Origin of the sequence: Novosphingobium profundi (assembly GCF_018491765.1) — a bacterium.
Lineage (GTDB): Bacteria > Pseudomonadota > Alphaproteobacteria > Sphingomonadales > Sphingomonadaceae > Novosphingobium > Novosphingobium profundi.
The window spans coordinates 97,487-117,567 of the sequence record NZ_JABWCU010000010.1 but is presented as its reverse complement, the minus strand read 5'-3'; the positions used below and the strand labels follow the sequence as shown (position 1 = coordinate 117,567).

The window sequence follows — 20,081 nt, the reverse complement described above, 5'->3', positions numbered from 1 at the left end:
GGCCTCTGTTTTGACGCACTTTCCCGTCAAGTGCTACCACCTGAGGGGAAAGTGCCCCATGCGACACGCCCGGCGGGTATGCCCGGGCCGGGCGTCAGCCGGTCACCTCGAACGAGGTTGTCAGTTCGGCGCGCGAGCTGTCCCCGGCATAGAGGTCGAAGGTGGTCGCATCCTCGACGAAGGAGCGGGTCGAGGCGGCCCAGTAGCTCAGGTCCTCGGGGCGCAGCGTGAAGTGCACGGTGCGGCTCTCGCCCGGCGCCAGCGTCACGCGCTCGAAGCCCTTGAGCTCGCGCACCGGGCGCGCGGCCGTGCCGTGGCGCTGGTGGATGTAGAGCTGCGCCACTTCGTCGGCCTTGACCGACCCGGTGTTGCGCACCTCGACCGAAACCGGAACGGCCTCGCCGCGCGCGACACTGGCCTTGTCCACCTTGAGGTTCGAGAACGCGAAGGTCGAATAGCTCAGGCCATAGCCGAAGGGGTAGAGCGGCGCGTTGGATTCGTTCCAGTAGCGCTCCTCGACCGTCTTGGGCTGGTGCGTGGCGAGGTGCGCGTAAGTTAGCGGCACCTGACCGATGTCGCGCGGCCAGGTGTAGGGCAACTTGCCGCCGGGCGAGACTTTGCCGAACAGCAGGTTGGCGATGGCCGTGCCGCCTTGCGTACCGGGATACCAGACGTCCATCAGCGCGGCCGGCTTGCTGCCCTTGAGGTCGAGCGGACGCGCGCTCATCAGGAGCACCACCACGGGCTTGCCGGTGGCGATGACCGCGTCGAGCAGGTCCTGCTGACGGCCGGGCAGATCGAGCGAGGAGCGCGAAGCGTTCTCGCCGATCATGATCTGGCCCTCGCCCAGCACCAGCACCGCGACGTCCGAGGCCTTGGCCAAGGCCACCGCGTGCGCGATCTCGTCCGTATCGTCGACGACCTGCGCCTTGCCGGCCGCGAACTGCTCGTCCGACTGGAAGATCGACTTGTTGACGCGCGCGGGCATCGTCACGCCGGGCGAATAGGAGACTTTCACCCCGCTGCCGACTTCGGCCTTGATCCCCGCCAGCACGGTGACGGTCTCGCCGTCATCCTGGTCGAACACCCAGGGTCCGACCGTGTCGCGCGCGGAATCGGCGAGCGGGCCGATCACCGCGATCGAGGACAGGCTGCTTCGCTGGAGAGGCAGCGTGCCCGCTTCGTTGCGCAGGAGGACGGCCGAACGCTCGGCCGCGATCCGGGCCACCTCGCGGTGCGCCGGATCGGCCAGCACGCGCTTCGCCTTGGCAAGGTCGACGAAGGGCTTCTCGAACAGGCCCATCCGGATCTTGGCTTCGAGCACGTGACGCACCGCATCGTCGAGCTGGGCGGTGGTAATCTTGCCCGCCGCGAGCGAGCCGGGCAGGGTCTTGAACGCCGAGGTGCCGAAGGGCGGCGCCATCTCCATGTCGACGCCCGCGCTCAGCGCCCGCACGCCCGCGTCCTCGGTGCTGGCGGCATAGCCATGGGTCTTGAGGTCATAGGCCGCGCCCGCGTCGGTGACGACGAAGCCCTTGAAACCCCAATCCTTGCGCAGGACTTCGGTCAGAAGCCAGCGGTTGCCGGTGGCGGGCACTCCGTTGAGGCCCATGTAGGCGCTCATGATATTGCCTGCGCCCGCATCGACGGCCGCCTTGAAGGGCTTCAAGTAGACGTTCCACAGCTCGCTGTCGGACAAGTTGACTTCGTCGTAGTCGCGTCCGCCGATCGCCGCGCCATATCCGGCAAAATGCTTGGGGCCGGAAATCACGTGGCCCGCGCTGCCGATGTAGGCGCCCTGAAAGCCGCGCACTTGCGCCGCAGCCATGGCGCTGCCCAGGTACGGATCCTCGCCCGCCCCCTCGACGATACGCCCCCAGCGCGGATCGCGTGCGATGTCGACCATCGGCGCGAAGGCCCAGTGCAGGCCCACCGCGCGCGCTTCGGTGGCGGCGACGGCCTGGCCCTCTTCGGCCAGCTTGGGGTCCCAGCTCGCGGCCATGGCGATCGGCACGGGCATGATCGTGCGCAACCCGTGGATCACGTCGTAGCCGAACAGCAGCGGGATCTTGAGCCGGGTCTTCTCGACCGCGATGCGCTGCAGGCGGTTGAGCTCGGCCGGATCGTGCACGAACAGGAGCGAACCCGCCCGGCCCGCCGCCATTTCCTCGGTGACGCGCTTGGCTTCCTCGGGCGAATCGGGGAAATCGAAGTACTGCGTGATCTGGCCGGCCTTTTCCTCCGGCGTCATCTGCGCGATCAGCGCGTCGGCGCGCGCGCGCACTGCCGCCTCGCTCGGCGGCGTTGCGTTTGGCGCCGCGTCGCGCGCCACCGCCATGCCCGATGCAGCCAGCGTCGCCGCCAGTGCCGCGCCCATGAGCGCCTTGCGCCGGAAAGTGTGTATCGATGTCATCGGGCATCCCTGTTTGCTTGGAAAGTGAGAAGGAGCGGCGAAAGCGCGGCATGGTCTAGCCGGCGCGAGGGGAAAGTGGCGCGCAGCCGACGGCGGAGGAGTTCGTCCCGGAACCGGGCGGCGGTCCAGGCGGCGGTGATCCCCTGGATATGGAACAGCACCACCCGCATGGCGGCCGTCCCGCGAAGGCCGTCGAGGACCTCGAAATGCGGCTTGCCACACGCCGTCCTGTCGGCCTCCAAATCCTGATCCACGCATCCGCTCCCGCTTCTTCAGAGGCAAGGCCTGAATGATTTAACGTTAAACCACAAGCGCTAATCGTCACACCGACGCGCGGTCGATGACCTCGAAGGGCAGCACCGTGTCGTGCCCCTCGCGCGCGCACCCGGGATCGCGCAGCGCGCGCGCGAGATATTCCATGGCCGCCGCCGCCATCGCGCGCACCGGCTGGCGCACGGTCGTCAACGGTGGCCAGACCCGCGTCGCCAGAGCGGTATCGTCAAAGCCCGTCACCGACAGGTCGCGCGGCAGCGCGAGGCCGCTTTGATGCGCGGTCCACAGCACCGCCGCGGCCATGTCGTCGTTACCGGCCACGATGGCGTCGGGCCGATCGGGAAGGCCCAGCAAATGCCGCGCCGCAGCCAGCCCCGACGCGAAGGTGAAATCGCACGCGATGCACAGCGCAGGATCGACCGGGACCTCGCGTTCGAGCAGCGCGTCGCGGTAACCCTCGAGGCGTGCCACGCTGTCGGAATGGCGCAGCGGACCGCTCAGAACCGCGATCCGGCGACGCCCTTGTGCGAGAACGCGCTCGGTGACGGCGCGGGCCGCCGAGCGGTTGTCGATCCGGATCGTCGCGATGTGCGGCAAGGCGTGTGCCGTGGCGATGGCGGCGATCGGAACCTCGAGCCGGCTCACGTGCGGATCGCCTCCCAGAATCTCGGCGAAAGGCGGGACCAGCAGCAGCGCCTGCGCGCCTTTGCCGACAAGGCCCTGCGCGATCTCGTAGGTCTTGTCGTGCGAAAGGTTGGCCGCCGCCTCGATCTTCAACTGCACGCCACACTCGGCCGCGACGAAGGCGACTCCGGCCAGCATCCGCTCGAGAAAGACGCTGTCGACGTCGGGGCAGATCAGGCCGACGCAGGCGACTTGTGCCCCGGTCAGCCGCCGCGCCGACGGGTTGGGCACATAGCCCAGCGCCTCGATGGCCGAGAGGACCCGCGCGCGGGTATCGGCGCTCGCGCGCCCGGTCCGGTTGATGACGTTCGAGACGGTCATCGCCGAGACGCCCGCGCGCGCCGCCACGGCATGGAGCGTCACCGCGCCGGGATCGTTGCGGCGGCGGCTCATCGGGCGGTGGCGGATCGACAGCGCATGACACCTCATGGTCGAGCCCGCGAACTGGCGCAAGCTGCCTGGCGAACATGGCGCCCGGTGCGCGCGGCGTCGTTGCGGCGCGCGTGCGCACGGTGAAGCCCGTCGTGACGTCGTGCGCGGTCGGCGGCGGCATTGGCACTGCTTGGGGCGCTTGATGGACGATTGCCCGCGGGGGCCTGTTCCGGGCTCAGGCCTCCGCCAGGAAGGCGTATTTTTCGCGAAGGCCCTCGGCCAGCCGCCGCACCGATGGCTTGATCTTCGAGCCCGGACGAAAGACCAGCCCGGCCCGGATTGCCTTGGGCTGGCTCGCCACGTCCACCTTGACCGGCCCGCTGTCCGCGATCAGCGCGTCGGGCAGGATGCCGAGCATGCCCTGCTCGTTGATGAGGGAAGACATGAAGGCCATCGAATTCGTGGTCACGCAATTGGACGGAATGCCGCAATTGGCCTGTCCGAAGAAGCTGCGCAGGGCGACCTGCGAATAGGCCTGGCCCAGCGAGACCCACGAATGCGTCGAAAGCTCGCGGATCGTGACCTTGCGCAGCCGCGCCAGGGGATGGTCGGGCGCGGCGAAGACCGAAGAGGGCAGCTTGCCCAGTCGCTCGAACGTGACTTTCTCCGCGAGCACCGGCGTGGGAACCGAGGTAAAGACGAAATCGAGCTTGCGGTTCATCAGCGCCGGAATGGTCTCGTCGACGAAGCCTTCGACCAGATTGAGCGCGATCTCGGGATTGTTTCGGGAAAACGCGCCGCACAGCTCCTGCAAGGGCCCCTTGGGGAGGAACGGACAGACCCCCAGCACGACCTGCTCGCCCACGCCGTGCTTGACCAGCGCGATGTTCTGCTGCGCACGTTCGAACTCGTTGAGCAAGCGATGCGCGTGGTCCATCAGGACCGATCCGGCCTGGGTCAGCTCGGCCCCTTGCGCGCGGCGCTCGAACAGCGTCGCGCCCAGCTCGTCCTCAAGCGAGCGGACGCTGCGCGTAAGTGCCGATTGGGTCAGGCACACGCGCTCGGCCGCGCGCGAGAAGTTGCCGAGCTCGGCAACGGCCAGGAAGTGTTTGAGGCGGCGCAGATCCATCAGGGCCCTCTATCGACGTCAATCGCAAGCGCGTCCAGTCCCGCAAGGCGCGGGCGACGGCGCCCTGCCCTGCGTTTCGCCTGGACGGTTCGACGCCGGAAAGAAGCGATTTTCCGGACGGGCCAGCCCCAGGTGCTCGCGCAATGTCGTGCCTTCATATTGCTTGCGGAAAAGCCCGCGTCGCTGCAATTCCGGGACCAGCTTATCGACGACGTCATCGAGCCCCATCGGCAGGTAGGGGAAGATGATGTTGAAGCCATCCGCGCCGCCTTCCAGCAGCCAGCGCTCCATCTCGTCGGCAATCGTCGCGGCGGTGCCCACGAACGTCAGGCCACCATAGCCGCCGAGCCGCTGCGCCAACTGGCGAACCGTGAGCCCCTCGCGCACGCCCAGTTCGATCACGAAGGCGCGCGTGCTCTGGCTGTCGTTGGTCTCGGGCACGTGCGGGAGGGGCTGGTCGGGATCGAACCCGGAGGCATCGCAGCCCAGCAGGCGCGAGAGAGCCGGAATGCAGATATCGTCATCGACCAGGCTGTCCAGAAGCGCGCGGCGCGCCTGCGCCTCCTCGTGCGTGTCGCCGAGGATCACCATGGCGCCCGGCAGGATGCGCAGGGCATCGCCGCGTCGGCCCGCGCCGCGCAGCCGTCGCTGCATGTCGGCGTAAAAGCTGCGCGCGTCCTCGAGCGTGGCGGCCGAACCGAAGATCACGTCCGCGGTCTCGGTCGCGAGCTGGCGTCCCGCCGGCGAGGCGCCCGCCTGGAAGATGACCGGCGCGCCCTGGACCGGACGCGCGATGTTGAGCGGGCCGCGCACCGCGAAATGCGCGCCCTTGTGGTCCAGCACGTGCAGGCGTTCGGGGTCGAAATAGAGGCCGCTGTCGCTGTCCTCGACGAAGGCGTCGTCGGCCCAGCTGTCCCACAGCCCACGCACCACATCGTGGAATTCGCGGGCACGGGCATAGCGCGCGTCGTGTTCGGGCTGCTCGGCCAGGCTGAAGTTCAGTGCGGCCTCGGGGTTGTAGGAAGTGACCATGTTCCAGCCCGCGCGGCCCCCGCTCAGGTGATCGAGCGAGGCGAAGCGCCGGGCGACATGGTAGGGTTCCTCATAGCTCGTCGAGGCGGTTCCGACGAGCCCGATGTGCCGCGTCACCGCGGAAAGGACCGCGAGCAGTGTCGTCGGCTCGAAAGTCGACACGGTCGGGCTGCGCCTGAGCGCGGGCATCGCCATGTTCAGCAGTGCCAGGTGGTCGGCGGTGAAGAGCGCGTCGAAACACCCGCGTTCGAGCGTGCGGGCAAAGCGCATCATGTGCCCGATGTTGAGGTTCGCGTCCTTGAAGGCGCCTGGAAAGCGCCACGACGCCTGGTGCAGGCTGACAGGCTTGATGAAGGCGCCAAGATGGAGCTTGCGCGGGTGGCTCATGGCGATGGTCCTTGAAGAGGGAATTTCGCGCGCAGATTGCGGCCTGTCGGACTGGCCTTCCGGGCCGGGGCGATCAGCGGCTTTCGACCTGCGGCAGATCGCGGGCGATGCGCAGTCCCAGGTGGCTGTTCTCCTGCCCGATCGGGTCGTTGATCCGCTGCGCGGCGCGGGTGGTCCAGTCCAGCAGGCTCCACCCGCTGCCCCGCACGTTGCGCTCCTTGCACGCCTTTGCGGCATCCCATGCGGAGCCGTCATCGGGCGCGCCCACGAAGCTTTCGTGGTGGCAGTCGTCGGTCCATTCGGCCACGTTGCCGGTCATGTCGTAAAGACCAAAGGCATTGGGCGGATAGCTGCCGACAGGAAGCGTGCGGCCCACGTTGTGGCCAAAGTTGGCCTTCTCGGGATCGGCCTTGTTGCCATAGAGGAACCAGGTCGTCGTCCCCGCACGCGCGGCGTATTCCCATTCCGCCTCGCTCAGCAGGCGATAGGGCTGCCCGGTCTTGCGGGCCAGCCAGGCGACGTAGCTGCGCGCCTTGGCGTAATCGACGTGGATCACCGGACGGCGGCCGCGGCCCCACCCCTCGTCCGAGGGGCGATAGCCCTCGCAGCCACCCTCGGCGACGCAGGCATCCCATTGATCGAAAGTGATCTCATAGCGGCTGACGGCAAAGCGGTAGCCAATCCGGACCCGGTGCCGGGGCGATTCCATCGTGTCGAACTTGGCCACCACGCCCAGCGCATCGCGCTCTTCCTGGCTCGAGCCCATGACGAATTCGCCCGCGGGCACCACCACCATCTCGGGGCAATCGCGGCAATCGGCGAAGGCGGATCCAACCCGGAACGCGGAAAGCTCCGGGGGCGACGGCTCAGGCGGCGTATCCTGCGCGCGCCCCCTCGCAGACGGCCATGCCGCCAGGAGGGCAAGTAGCATGAAGGCTCGGAATTTCATCGTGGCAGCTCCCCAAGATCTGTCGATGTCGAATGATCGGCTCGCCCGGTCTCCGGCGGCGTCCCGGTGCATCCCGTTCTAAGGTCCGGGATCGGCGCGGCGGGCCGAGTTCTCCCTGCCCTGTCCGCCTGTCGGACGCGGCTTGCCCATGGGACTTGCCCCGAAGAGCACGCCTGGGAAGCTCAAACCCCGAAGATTTCTCCGAAAATTGCCTGCTCGCAACCCGCTATGAGAGTTTTGCATCGCGGCCGACGAGCACGCAGCGCCGGATGATCAGCGCCGCCAGGATCGAACTGACGACGAGCGTGCCGCCGGTGCGATGCCGATGCTGCTGGTTAGGTAGAACAAGAGAAGCATCATCGGCGCGTCGCGGAACAGCTGGTTGCCGATGTTGCCGAGCGAATAGAACGCCTTGGTCCGCGTCGGCAGCGGCACGAGCGGGGGCCATGGACACTCTCCAGTGGCCCGGTGTGGAGGGGGCCGCGCGCTCAGGCGTGCCGGGCGGCGGCGATGATGGCGTGGTTGAGGCGTGACTGGCGCAGCGCCGCGTCATGACGCACGCTGCGGTTGGGCAGGCCCTGCACCGCGCGGGCGAATTCGCGCATCTGGGTTTCGAAATAGTGGGCGATACCGTCGTTGAACAAGGCGGTGTCGTCGCTCGGGGCCCGTTCGGGCACGACCACCGGGACGTCGTCGATCCACAGTTCGTCGCCGTTCTCGATCCGCACGGTCGCGTTCTCGAAGTGCACGACCTTGCGGTTCATCGTCGTCGCCTGGTTGTAGGAGACGTGGATCGAGACCAGCACATCCTCGGGATAGCGCATCAGGATCATCGCCTCGTCCTCGGCCTGCCAGCCCGACTGGTGGCGCGCCGCCTCGACGTGGAGACGCACAGGGTCGACATCGCCCACCACGAGCTGGACGAAGTCGATCGCATGCGGCGCGAAGAGCGAGAGGATCAGCCCCTCCTCGCGCGTGCGGGTCGCCCACCAGGGCGCCTGCGGCCCGTCCCAGTGCACGCACATCGAGATGCTGACGGCGCGCAGGCGGCCGAATGACGCTGCGCGGTCCTGAAGCTGGCGCACCGCCTCGACGTGGCGGAAGGTGTGCCCCGCCGCCAGCACGAGACCGGTCTCCTCGGCCAGCGCGGCAAGCGCCTGCGCCTCCTCGACCGTCTCGGAGAAGGGCTTCTCGACCAGCACCTGGCGCCCGGCCCTCAGCGCGGCCATCGCCTGCTGGGCGTGGAGCGCGTTGGGAGTGCACAGCACAACCGCCTCGACCTCGGGATCGGCGAGCGCGTCCTCGAGCGTGGCCAGCGCGCGAGCGGCGCCGAATTCCTCGGCGACGCGCGCGGCGAGGGCCGGATCGGGATCGACCACGGCCACCAGCCGGACCCAGTCGCCCAGCCGGGCAATCCCCTTGAGATGAAGCGGCGCGATCCGGCCGCAGCCGACGAGCGCGATACCGATCGGCCCCCGGGCCGGCGCATCCGTATTCATGTGGTCACTTCCTCCTGGACCATCCCCTGGTCCGGCCCCTGAACCGGGCAGGGCTCGGCCCGCGTCCTAACCGAAAACGCGCCCTGCCCTGCCCGCTCATGTCTTCAGAACTTGTAGCTGACCTTCGCCCCCAGGGTCCTGAGGTCGGGCAGGCCCACCACCAGCGCCGAATAGGTGCTGCTGTACGGGAAGCCGTTGGTCAAGACGCTGAAATCGGCGATCGAGGTGTAGGCCCGATTGTTGAAGATGTTGGTGCCGAAGACCTCGAACGAGAATCGGTCGATGTCGACCCCCAGGCGCACGTTGACCTTGTGGCTGTCCTGCGTCTTCACGACATTGGCCGCGTTCGACCACATGCCCGACTTGAAGTTGTAGTCGGCGCGGGCGAACCACTGGCCGTCGCTGGCGCTGCTGTAGTAATCGCGCAGCTCGAAGCCCACCGTTCCCGAGTACTTCGAGGTCTGCGGCAGCTCGTTGCCGCTGTAGTCGAAGACACCGGTCAGGCGGCTGACCGAAGGGTTGGTGTAGCTCTGGATGTCGGTGTCGTTGATCGACCCGGCCGCGTTGATCGAGAGGATCGAGTTGACCCGCCAGTTGGTCTCCAGCTCGACGCCGCGCATGTCGACGCTGCCGCTGTTGGCACTGCCCTGGAGCACGGCGGGAAGGCCGGTCGTGGGGTCGGTCGTCCACAGCGAGATCGCGTTGATCTGGTTGCGCCACTGCGCGTAGTAGAGCGCCAGCGAGAAAGTCAGGCGGTTGTTGAGCAGCCCGCCCTTGAGGCCCACTTCGTAGTTGGTGACCTTTTCGGGGTCGACCGCCACGCGCACGCCCTCGTTGATCGCCTGCTCGACGACCGCGTCGGACAGCGAGAGGAACTCGGTGTTGAACAGGCCCGGATTGACGCCCTTCGACCAGGAGGCATAGCCCATCAGGCCCGAGGGGGTCTCGTACTTGACGATGACGCGCGGCAGGAAGTTCTTGTACGACTTCGAGAGCAGCAGCGACCCGCCTTCGTAGTAGCCCGGATCGACGATCGCCGAGTTGGTCACCGTCGTGCCCGAGGGCTGCGAATAGGCGTAGAGCTTGTCGATCTGGTAACGGCCTTCGGCGCTGACCGAGAAGCCATCGAAGAACTCGTACGTCAGCGCACCGAAGAGACCGAACGTGCGCGAACGGGTCTTGCCGATCTCGCTGACCGAGGCACTGGGCAACAGGCCGCCGCCGAGCGCGCTGCGCATGGTGGCGTTGAGGTAGCTCGCGCCCAGCATCGCCTGGAGCGGACCGCCGTCGTCATAGGCCGCGCGCAGTTCCTGCGAGAAGTCCTGGCGCATCGCCTCGACGAGGTAGGGGTAGTCGAAATAGCTCTGGCCCGCCGCCGGGTAGTAGCTGTTGGGCACCGCGGTCGTGCCCTGGTTGTCGAGGTCGGTGAGGACCGAGCTTTCCTCGCGATTGTACGCGGTCAGGCTCGAGAGCGTGACGCCGGTATCGCCCACGTCCCAATCCACGTTGACGTGACCGTGGTAGTAATTGCGCAGGAGACCGTAATGGTCGACCCCGTCGTTGCCGAAAAGGCGCGAGTCCGATTGCGACTTCAGCCAGTCCTCGACGACGCCCGAATACTGGGTGTTGGCCGAAGGTCCGGTGGCAAGGCGCGGGGTGGTGCCGCAGAACGAGGGGTTGAGCACGCTCGTCGCCGAAGGGTCGCCCGCCACGCCCGAGCTCGAGCCCGTCAGTGTGCAGTTCGACTGGTTCGCCGAGACCAGCGACCCGTCGGCGCCGCGCACTTCGTAGGCGCTGAGCTGCCCTTGCGCCGAGGGACCATCGTCGTCGCGCGAGTAGAGCCCGAAGGCCTTGATCTTGAGATCGGACGAGGGTGTGAACGAGAGCATCGCCGAGACGCTTCGGCTCGACTGGTCGCCCAGCGTCTCGCCCGGATTGAACGCGTTCTTGTAGGAGCCGTCCTTGCCCGAGGCATCGCCGCTGACGCGGAAGGCGAGCAGGTCCTCGACGATCGGCCCCTCGATGTCGGCGTGCGCCGAGTAGTTGTTGCGCGTGCCCAGCATGCCCTTGAGCGAGCCGTGCCATTCGTTGCCCGGCACCTTGTTCACCACGTTGATCGCGCCGGCGAAGGTGCTGCGCCCGAAATAGGCGGCCTGCGGCCCCTTGAGGATCTCGATGCGCGCAGGGTCCGAGATCGAGCTCAAGGCCGAGCTCGACGAGACCGGCGCGCCGTCGATGAACATCGAGGCGGTCGACTGCTTGGTGGACGAGGGGGTGAAGCCGCGCAGGATGAACTGCTGGTAGGAACGGTCGTTACGGCCCGAACCGTTCTGGTTGACGTTGATGCCGGGCGTGCCCTCGGCCATCTGCGAGAGCGTGTCCATGCCGCGCGCCTCGAGACCCTCGCCCGAATAGGCGGTGATCGCAAGCGGCGTCTCGAGCAGGTTCTCCTCGCGCTTGCGCGCCGTCACCACGATGGCCGTACCCGAGGATTCGGTCTCGGCGGCGGGGCGCGAGGCGGCCGCGTCCTGCGCGAAAGCGGCCTGGGCGCCGCCCAGGACCAGGGTGGCGGCAATAGCGATGCGGGCGCACGACGAATATGCGCAGTTCAACTTGGACAACTTCATCCCCTGTCGTGATATTGTTCTGAGCGCGAGCTGAAATCCGGCGATGACGGCGTGGTGCCGGATCAGGCCGAAACCTCTCGAATTCTTGCGACATTACCTCTTCGCAATGCCCCGGTTGCCTAGGTGGCATCGGCAGGAGGTCGGTGCCGAACCGGGTTCTTTATCTGACTGGCGGAGAGCACCGCGCCCACCTTCGGGCGCGAAGTGGCCACACCAGGCCCTATTCCTTACAGATTAACATGTTGAAAAAGATCGATTCTCTATACAGATGCATAACGCGATGCGAAATGCGCATAGCTCGCGCGCCTTCCCTCGGATGCCGTGCGGCAGGGCCCGAAGGACACCGGTCACGACCCGCGGCGCGCCAGATTGGGCGCTCGGATCTCGCTTCCGGCGTCGATCGGAGTGCTGGTGGTGACCAGCGTCTGGCCCAGCACGCCGTCGTGCGTGCTGTAGCTGGAAGGATGGCTGGCAAGCACGGTGCGCCTGCGCTGGTGAATGGACTTAGCCCGGATTCCATAGGAAACCTTACGGGATCAACCTTCGCGTCGGTGGCGATGCCTCGCCTTACTGGAACCTCGTCGACAGCGCGGCCGCGCTGGAGGACCAGCCCTCGATGCGCGCGCTCGGCTATCCGCCGCACATCACGCTTGCCAAGTACGACGCGATCGATTCCGACCTGCTCGCCCGAACCGTCGCCGAGTTGGCTGGAATACCCCGCTTGCGGATGACGTTCGACCGGCTCGCATCCTTCGACGCCGGATCACTCATCCTCTGGGCCTCGCCTGCGCCGCATCCCGGCCTCGCCGAGCTGCACGCGCGCCTCCATGCGCAGATCGATCCCCTCGCGTGCAGGCCGGCCTATCGCCCGGGCCGTTGGACGCCGCACTGCACGCTTGCGCTGCGCATCGCACCGCGCCATCGCGAGGAGGCCGCTCGTCTGCTGGCCTCCGAATTCGCCGCGTTCGCGCTCGACTTCGACATCTTAGATTGCGTCACGTCTCCACCGATCGCGGTTCTCGCGGAGCACGCCTTGGCGGCGTGAGGCTCCCGCTCCATGATGATCCGGATCACAAGGCGAAGAAGGATGCGATTGCGGTCCCCCCGGAAGGCCATGTAGACGCTTGCCCTTCCGTCCGAACCCAACCCGAGGTATCCCATGATCACGCCGCCCTACCTGCCCGCCGCCGGCCGCTACGAGGCGGGCATGCCTTACCGCCGGGTCGGGCGCAGCGGCATCGACCTTCCCGCGATCTCGCTTGGCCTCTGGCAGAATTTCGGCGGGATCGACGTCTTCGAGACCGGCCGCGCGATCCTGCGCCGGGCGTTCGATCGCGGCATCACCCATTTCGACCTCGCCAACAATTACGGTCCGCCCTACGGCTCTGCGGAAGAGACCTTCGGGCGCATGATGGCGAACGACTTCGCGCCCTACCGCGACGAGATGATCATTTCGACCAAGGCCGGCTGGGACATGTGGCCCGGGCCCTACGGTGGCATCGGCGGCAGCCGCAAGTACCTGATCGCCAGCCTCGACCAGTCGCTCCGGCGCATGGGTCTCGACTACGTCGACATCTTCTATTCGCACCGGGTCGACCCGACCACACCGCTCGAGGAGACGATGGGCGCGCTCGCCCACATGCACCGCCAGGGCAAGGCGCTCTACGTCGGCATCTCGAGCTATTCGCCCGAGCTCACCCGCAAGGCCGCCGCGATCCTCGCCGAAGAGCGCGTACCGCTGTTCATCCATCAGCCCCACTACAACATGTTCAGCCGGTGGATCGAACACGGCCTGCTCGATACGCTCGAGGATCTGGGCGCGGGGTGCATCGCCTTTTCGCCGCTGGCGCAGGGCCTGCTGACCGGGCGCTACCTCGAGGGCGTGCCCGAGGGCACCCGCGCCGGGCGAGGCGGATCGTTCCCGACCGCGATGCTCAACGAGGAGACACTGGCGCGGGTGCGCGCCCTGAACGCGATCGCGCAGCGCCGGGGCCAGACGCTGGCGCAGATGGCGCTCGCCTGGGTCCTGCGCGATCCGCGAGTCACCTCGGCGCTGGTCGGCGCGCGCACCGTCGAACAGCTCGACAATTCGCTCGGTGCGCTCGAACAGCTTGATTTCACGGCCGAGGAACGGACCGAAATCGACCTCCACGCGATCGACGCCGAAGCCTGAGCCCCCCCGCGCGGGCTTGCGATCCGCACGACACCTTGAACCGCATTTCCGCGGTGCGCCGTTCCGGCCGGTCGACCAGGTCGACCGGCTACCGGGTCAACTGCGCCTTCATCCCGCGCCGATCGATCCCCGGAAGGACATCGCGCTCTTGACGCCCCCCCGATGAGAACCTACCCGGACCCCTAACTGCGAGTGATTCTCATTTGCATGAATGCGCAGGCAATTTTCGACGGGGGCCATTTTGACTATTCGAATTCATTCACTCAGCTCACGCACCTTCCACAAGGCGAGCGCCTCGCTCTGCGCGCTGGCCTGTGCGCTGGGCGCGGGAAGCGCCCGCGCCGACGACGCCGGGGCCGCGCCCGCGCCTGCGCGCGGTGAGGAAATCGTCGTCACCGGGGCCTACACCACCGACGAGAACGTAGCATCGGCCACCGGACTTGGCCTGACCATCCAGGAGACCCCGCAGTCGGTCACCGTCATCACCGCGCAGATGCTCGAAGACCAGGGGCTCCACACCCTGACTGAAGTCGTCAACAATGCCGCCGGTATCTCCTCGCAGGCCTACGACAGTTCGCGCAGCGGCTTTTCCGCGCGCGGGTTCACGATCGACAGCTACCAGGTGGACGGCATCCCCGTGCAATGGAGCGTGGGCTTCAGCGCCGGGGAATCGATGCTCGACCTTGCGCTTTACGACCGCGTCGAAATCGTGCGCGGCGCCACGGGCCTGATGACCGGCGCAGGCAACCCCTCCGCCTCGATCAACCTCATCCGCAAGCACGCGACGAGCAAGGAGCTGACCGGCTCGGTCTCGGCCGCGTACGGTAGCTGGAACCGCTGGTCGGCAACCGGCGACGTCGCCACACCGCTGACGTCCAATGGCGCGGTGCGCCTGCGGCTGGTGGGCCGCTACGAGGAAGGCGACAGCTTCGTCGACTACCTGCACGACCGGACCGGCATTGCCTATGGCGTCATCGACGCGGATCTCTCGCCCACCACCCTGCTCTCGGTCGGGGCCTCCTACCAGCACAACGATCCCAGCGGCAGCCAGTGGGGCGGCCTGCCGGTCTGGTATTCCGACGGCACGCGCACGAACTGGCGCCGCTCGAAGACCACGGCCGCGAAATGGTCTTCCTGGGCCTCGACCAACGCGACGCAGTTCCTCAACCTGACGCAGGCAATCGGTTCGGACTGGACCGTGCGCGGCTATCTCAACCACACCCGCAATTCGGGCCAGCTGCGCCTGCTCTACCTGTCCGGAACGGTCGACCGCGAGACCGGCGAAGGCCTCTCGCCCTCGGCTTCGCGCTACCAGAGCAAGGCCGACCAGATCGATCTCGGCCTGCGCGTCAACGGCACCTTCGCGCTGTTCGGGCGGCGACACGAGCTGACGCTGGGCACCAGTTTTGCGCAGCAGGACTTCGACTACTACAGCTTCGCCAAGGGCACCGTGGCGAGCACCGGCAACTTCTTCGAATGGGACGGCTCCTTCGCCGAGCCCGAATGGGGCGCGCGCTCGCAAGTCATCGACCGGACGACGAAGCAGTGGGGCTACTACGCCGCCACCCGCCTCTCGCTCGCCGATCCGCTCCATGTCGTGCTGGGTGCACGCCTGTCGTCCTGGACCCGCGAGGGCGCGTACTATGGCAAGGATCAGGACTACGGCGACCGCAACCGCCTGCTGCCCTACGCCGGGGTGCTCTTCGACATCGTGCCGGGCCAGACGCTTTATGCCAGCTACACCAAGATCTTCAGCCCGCAGGAATACCAGGACCGCAACGGCGATTTCCTGCCCCCGGTGAACGGCGTCAACTACGAGGCAGGTCTCAAGAGCAGCTACTTCGAGGGCGCGCTGACGACCTCGCTCGCGGTGTTCCGCATCGAGCAGGACAACCTGGGGCAGGCCGATGCGGACAACATGGTGCCCGGAACCACCAACCAGGCCTACTACGCCGCGCCAGGCGCGCACAGCAAGGGTTTCGAGCTCGAGGCCAACGGGCGGCTCCTGCCCGGGTGGGACATCTCGGCGAGCTACACCGGCTTCAAGGCGCGCGACGCGGACGGGACTCGCATCAACACGCAGAGCCCGCAGCGGCTCGCCCGCCTGTTCACCACTTACGCCTTCACCGACGCGCTCGAAGGGCTCGCGCTGGGTGGCGGGGTGAGCTGGCAAGGCTTCACGTATACCGACGCCACCAATCCCGTGACCAAGGCGACCGAGCGGCTCGGCAATCCGAGCTATGCCCTCGTCAACCTGATGGCGCGCTACCGCATGGCGAACGGCCTCTCGGCGCAGCTCAATCTCGAGAACCTGTTCGACACGACCTACTATTCGCAGATCGGCTTCTACACCCAGTACGCCTATGGCCAGCCGCGCAGCGCCACGCTGACCTTGCGCTACGGGTTCTGAGCGGATGGCCCGCCCGCTTCCCGCGCCGGCCGAAAGGGCCCCGTCGCCCCGCGCGGCGCGCCTGCAGGTCGCCGCGCGCACACTGGCCGCGACCTTGGGCAACTACGTCGTAAGCGCGTTGGCCACGGCGTGGCTTGCCCGCCTGCTCGCCTGCGCGATCGACCCTGCCGAGGCCAGCGTGCTCGCCACGCTGTTCTCCTTCGCGCTGTTCGCCACGCTCGTCCTCGTCGTCTTCGCGACGCACGCGCTGGCACGGCTCTGCCTCGTTCTCGGCGCTCTCGCCGCGGGGCTCGGCGCGCTCCTGTGGCTGGACCTGCCCGGCGCCGGAGGCCTTGCATGAAACAGGGTCTGCGCCAATCGATGGCCTGGCTGCACACCTGGAGCGGGCTTGCGCTCGGCTGGCTGCTCTTCGCCATGTTCGCCACCGGCACCGTCTCCTACTTCCAGGACGAGATCACGCTCTGGATGCAACCCGAAGTGCGCGCCGGCTCCGATCCGGAGCGCGCCGCACAGGGCGCAATCGACTACCTGAGCAAAGTCGCGCCCGACGCGCGCAGCTGGTACATCGGATTGCCCGGACCGCGCGGGGCGACGACCGAGGTGTTCTGGCAACCGGGCGAAGGCGCCCCGCCGCGCGCGCGCGCCGAGACGCAGGCCCTGCTCGACGCGGCGGGCCATCCTCTTGCCGTGCGCGAGACGCAGGGCGGCCGCTTCCTCTACCGCTTCCACTTCGATCTTTACGCCCTGCCGGTGATCTGGGCGCGCTACCTCGTGGGCATCGCGGCGATGGCGATGCTCGTCGCGATCCTCTCGGGCGTCATCACGCACAAGAAGATCTTCACCGATTTCTTCACGTTGCGCCTGGGCAAGGGGCAAAGGAGCTGGCTCGATGCGCACAACGTCAGCGCGGTGCTCGCGCTGCCCTTCCACGCCATGATCACCTTCACCGGCCTCGTCACCCTGGCAAGCCTCTACATGCCCTTCGGGATCCTCGCCAATTACCCGCAGACGTCCGCGTTCTTCGAGGCCGTCAACGGGCCCGACAAGACCGTCGCGCGCAGCGGCGAGGCCCTCCCCGTGCCCGCGATCGCCCCGCTCATGGAGCACGCCCGCCAGCGCTGGGACGGCAAGGCGGTCGGCGTGGTGCGCATCACCAATCCGGGCGATGCCACCGCCACGATCTCGCTGCGCCGCGCTGCCCACGCCGCCATCGGCACGGCGGGCGAGACGCTCGTGCTTGCCGCGCGCGATGGCGCGCTGCTCGGCGCGAGCAAGGCCAAGGGCCCGGGCCTCACCACGCAGAGCGTGATGGTCGGCCTGCACGCGGGGCGTTTTGCAGACCTGGCGCTGCGCTGGATCTACTTCCTGTTCGGCCTCACCGGAACCGCAATGGTCGGCACCGGCCTCGTCCTGTGGACCGTCAAGCGCCGCCAGCGCCTGGCCGATCCGGCCCGCCCGCACTTCGGCTTCCGGCTGGTCGAGCGGCTCAACGTGGCCGCCGTCGTCGGCGTGCCCGCCGCGATCGCCGCCTACTTTCTCGCCAATCGGCTGCTTCCGGTGGACCTGCCCGGCCACGCCGAGGCGGAAATCCACGCCTTCTTCCTCGCCTGGGCCGCGACCCTCGCCTGGGCCATCCTTCGCCCCGCCGCGCGCATCTGGATCGAGCCCCTCGCGGCAACCGGGACCGCCTATCTCCTCCTGCCCCTCGTCAACGCGCTGACGAGCGAGCGCGGACTGCCCGCCAGCCTTGCCCACGGCGACCTGCTTTTCGCCGGGTTCGATCTCGTCCTGCTGGCGACGGGCCTCGGCCTGCTGCTGGCGGCACGCACGCTCCATCGCCGCGCCCGCGCCGCGCGCACCACGCCATCGCGCGCCCTCCCGCATCGACACGCGAGGTCCACATGATCCACGTTCTCGTCATCGCCGTGTGCGCGATGGGCTTCCTTGCCCTCGCCGCCGCCCAGAAGCGCCACCAGCGCGACCTTGTACGCCGCACCCTCACCGCACGCGAAATCCGCGCCGCGCGCACGGGTGGCGCGGCGCTCCTGACCTTTGCGCTGGTCCTCGACAGCCGTGCCTTCGGCCTCGCCCTCGGGCTCCTCACCTGGACCGGGCACCTGGCGCTGGCGGCCGGCGCGATCGTGGCGCTGCTCGTCGTGCGCAAGCCCGCCTGACCTGCCGCGATACCCGCACGATCACCTAGACCTGGTAGGCCTTGGGCCACGAAGATCGACCCGGCTTGCAGAATTGTAAGGTCCCACCTTCCCTCGAACGTCATGCACGCCTATCCGCTGGCCATGTCCTCCCCTTCCGACACCCCTTACGAACGGGCCGCGCAGTATCTCGAAGCCAGCGCCGACTACCGCGTCCTGCGCAAGTTGCGGCCGGTCACGCGCTTTCATGCACCGACGCCGGGAGCCCAGAACCGGATCGGCGTGGCCGTCGACGTCGAGACGACGGGGCTCGACCACGAAACCGACGCGATCATCGAACTGGCCATCCAGCGCTTCCGCTTCGACGAGGCCGGGCACATCGTCCAGGTCGGCCAGCCCCGCGTCTGGCGCGAGGATCCGGGGCGCGAACTCGATCCACGTATCACGCAGCTGACCGGGCTGACCGACGAGGTGCTGAAGGGGCAGAGCATCGATGCGGACACAGCCGTCGAGATTCTCGCCTCGGCCGACCTGATCGTCGCCCACAACGCCGCCTTCGACCGCCCCTTCGTCGACAAGCGCCTCCCCGCGATCGCGGGCAAGGCCTGGGCCTGCTCGCTGGCCGAGCCCGACTGGCTCGACCTGGGCTTCGACGGGCGCGCGCTGGCCCACCTCGTCGCGCAATGTGGGTGGTTCTACGAGGGTCACCGCGCCGAGAACGACATCCTCGCGCTGATCTACCTGCTGGCCCACGCCTTGCCCGACGGCCGGACCGTCCTGGGTGATCTGCTGGCGCGCTCGCAGCGCCCCAGCTTTCGCGTGAACGCCGTGGACGCGCCGTTCGAGGCCAAGGACCGCCTCAAGGCGCACGGCTATCGCTGGAACGCGGCGCTGCGCTTCTGGTCGCGCGAAATCCCCGAGACCGAGCGCGCGGCGGAAGAAGCCTGGCTCAAGGCCGAGGTCTACACCGGCCACGGCGCGCCCGCCTTCCTGCCGGTTTCAGCCTGCGAGCGGTACAAGGCCGCGTGCTGATCCGAAGGCCAGGCTCCGGGCACGTCCGGGGCCGGTCACCAGGCCGTCGCGCCCGCATCGATCCGAAAATCGGCACCCGTCACGTAACGGGCCTCGCGGCTGGCAAGCCACGTCGCGCACCACGCGATGTCCTCCGGCTCGCCCAGGAGCTTGAGCATGTTCTTGGCGAGGACCTGTCTCTCGAATTCGGGATCGGCCGCGAGATGCCGGGCGGTCGCCGCCGTCCGGATGAAGCCCGGTGCAATCGTGTTGGCCCGTATCGCGTGTGGAGCGCCCTCCATCGCGAGCTGGCGCGTCATGGCCAGCACCCCACCCTTGCCCGCACAATGCGCGAGGGCGGGGGAGCCCTCCAGCGCGTGGTGCGCGTTGGCCGAGGCGAAGTTGACGATGCTGGCCCCGCCCATGCCCTGCGCTGCGCTCTGCTTGAGCCAGGGCCAGGCCGCGCGGGTCGGCAGGAAGACGATGTCCAGTTCCCCGGTGAGCGTGCGCTTCCAATCGGCGTACGTCATGTCCTCCAGCCAGTCGAACACGGCAAAGGCCGCGGCGTTGACGAGAACGTCGATCCGGCCATGACGCTGGCCGATGCGCGCGAAAAGCGCGGTGACTTCGGCTTCGTCGGTAAGGTCGGCCGTCTCGTCCGCCCCGGCGCGATCAACACCGATCACGCAGGCCCCTTCCTTCCGGAAGATCGCGGCGATGCCCGCGCCGATGCCATTGGCTGCGCCCGTCACGACGGCGATGCGCCCTGCGAGGCGATCAGACACGCCGGCTGTCCCGACACGGGTGGAACGAATATACCATGCCGGATCTCCCCCTTTGCAGGCTTTTGGTCATTGCTGCGTTCCTTCCACGAGGCCGCAGGCGGCGTCGAATCAAAAATGCAGGACAATGCCCTTCGACGAAACGGGTTCGCCCACGCCTGCGCGCCGACGGACGAGCGCGCAGCAC

The 20,081-nt window shown here is 67.8% G+C and carries 18 protein-coding genes; 7 read left to right on the top strand and 11 right to left on the bottom strand.

All coding sequences use genetic code 11. The features are described from left to right. Positions 1–94: 94 nt before the first annotated feature. The 10 genes from bglX to HT136_RS26520 form a co-directional block, all read right to left on the bottom strand. Positions 95–2,413, bottom strand: coding sequence for a beta-glucosidase BglX (gene bglX / locus HT136_RS12905; protein WP_246543672.1), 2,319 nt, complete (start codon positions 2,411–2,413; stop codon positions 95–97). Beyond that, positions 2,410–2,667, bottom strand: a complete 258-nt coding sequence (locus HT136_RS12900; RefSeq protein ID WP_214200178.1) for a hypothetical protein — start codon at positions 2,665–2,667, stop codon at positions 2,410–2,412. Before HT136_RS12900 ends, bglX begins: the two co-directional genes overlap by 4 nt. 67 nt (positions 2,668–2,734) lie before the next feature. Further along, positions 2,735–3,799, bottom strand: a complete 1,065-nt coding sequence (locus HT136_RS12895) for a LacI family DNA-binding transcriptional regulator (protein WP_246543671.1) — start codon at positions 3,797–3,799, stop codon at positions 2,735–2,737. Between the two features lie 178 nt (positions 3,800–3,977). Next, positions 3,978–4,871, bottom strand: coding sequence for a LysR family transcriptional regulator (locus HT136_RS12890; RefSeq protein WP_214200177.1), 894 nt, complete (start codon positions 4,869–4,871; stop codon positions 3,978–3,980). A gap of 18 nt (positions 4,872–4,889) precedes the next feature. Further along, a complete protein-coding gene (locus HT136_RS12885) occupies positions 4,890–6,290 on the bottom strand; it encodes an LLM class flavin-dependent oxidoreductase (protein ID WP_214200176.1) in 1,401 nt (466 codons plus the stop codon). A 73-nt stretch (positions 6,291–6,363) separates the two neighbouring features. After that, positions 6,364–7,239 carry a formylglycine-generating enzyme family protein gene (locus HT136_RS12880; protein ID WP_214200175.1) on the bottom strand — a complete coding sequence of 292 codons (876 nt, stop codon included), beginning with the start codon at positions 7,237–7,239 and terminating at the stop codon, positions 6,364–6,366. 273 nt (positions 7,240–7,512) lie between these two features. Next, entirely contained in the window at positions 7,513–7,674 is a 162-nt protein-coding gene (locus HT136_RS12875) for a hypothetical protein (RefSeq protein WP_214200174.1), read from the bottom strand. A gap of 53 nt (positions 7,675–7,727) precedes the next feature. Beyond that, positions 7,728–8,738, bottom strand: coding sequence for a Gfo/Idh/MocA family protein (locus HT136_RS12870; RefSeq protein WP_214200173.1), 1,011 nt, complete (start codon positions 8,736–8,738; stop codon positions 7,728–7,730). Positions 8,739–8,842: 104 nt separating this feature from the next. Further along, entirely contained in the window at positions 8,843–11,359 is a 2,517-nt protein-coding gene (locus HT136_RS12865) for a TonB-dependent receptor (protein ID WP_214200172.1), read from the bottom strand. Positions 11,360–11,712: 353 nt separating this feature from the next. Next, a complete protein-coding gene (locus HT136_RS26520; protein WP_281423415.1) occupies positions 11,713–11,844 on the bottom strand; it encodes a hypothetical protein in 132 nt (43 codons plus the stop codon). Positions 11,845–11,900: 56 nt separating this feature from the next. Here HT136_RS26520 and HT136_RS12860 point away from each other — a divergent pair, with 56 nt between their 5' ends. The 7 genes from HT136_RS12860 (at position 11,901) to HT136_RS12830 (ending at position 19,133) form a co-directional block, all read left to right on the top strand. Next, positions 11,901–12,410 carry a 2'-5' RNA ligase family protein gene (locus HT136_RS12860; protein ID WP_343222184.1) on the top strand — a complete coding sequence of 170 codons (510 nt, stop codon included), beginning with the start codon at positions 11,901–11,903 and terminating at the stop codon, positions 12,408–12,410. Positions 12,411–12,524: 114 nt separating this feature from the next. After that, positions 12,525–13,538 (top strand): L-glyceraldehyde 3-phosphate reductase, encoded by a 1,014-nt coding sequence (gene mgrA / locus HT136_RS12855; protein ID WP_214200170.1) that lies wholly within the window; start codon positions 12,525–12,527, stop codon positions 13,536–13,538. 241 nt (positions 13,539–13,779) lie between these two features. Further along, a complete protein-coding gene (locus HT136_RS12850; RefSeq protein WP_246543670.1) occupies positions 13,780–15,948 on the top strand; it encodes a TonB-dependent siderophore receptor in 2,169 nt (722 codons plus the stop codon). 4 nt (positions 15,949–15,952) lie between these two features. Beyond that, a complete protein-coding gene (locus HT136_RS12845) occupies positions 15,953–16,288 on the top strand; it encodes a hypothetical protein (RefSeq protein ID WP_214200168.1) in 336 nt (111 codons plus the stop codon). Continuing rightward, a complete protein-coding gene (locus tag HT136_RS12840; protein WP_214200167.1) occupies positions 16,285–17,853 on the top strand; it encodes a PepSY-associated TM helix domain-containing protein in 1,569 nt (522 codons plus the stop codon). Before HT136_RS12845 ends, HT136_RS12840 begins: the two co-directional genes overlap by 4 nt. Then, positions 17,850–18,122: a DUF3325 family protein gene (locus tag HT136_RS12835; RefSeq protein WP_214200166.1), complete on the top strand. Its 273-nt coding sequence runs from the start codon at positions 17,850–17,852 to the stop codon at positions 18,120–18,122. The genes HT136_RS12840 and HT136_RS12835 overlap by 4 nt, the downstream gene beginning before the upstream one ends. Positions 18,123–18,224: 102 nt before the next feature. Continuing rightward, on the top strand, positions 18,225–19,133 hold the full coding sequence (locus tag HT136_RS12830; protein WP_246543669.1) for a 3'-5' exonuclease: 909 nt from the start codon (positions 18,225–18,227) through the stop codon (positions 19,131–19,133). A gap of 35 nt (positions 19,134–19,168) precedes the next feature. Here HT136_RS12830 and HT136_RS12825 read toward each other — a convergent pair whose 3' ends face one another. Continuing rightward, on the bottom strand, positions 19,169–19,897 hold the full coding sequence (locus HT136_RS12825; protein WP_214200165.1) for an SDR family NAD(P)-dependent oxidoreductase: 729 nt from the start codon (positions 19,895–19,897) through the stop codon (positions 19,169–19,171). Positions 19,898–20,081: the final 184 nt, after the last annotated feature.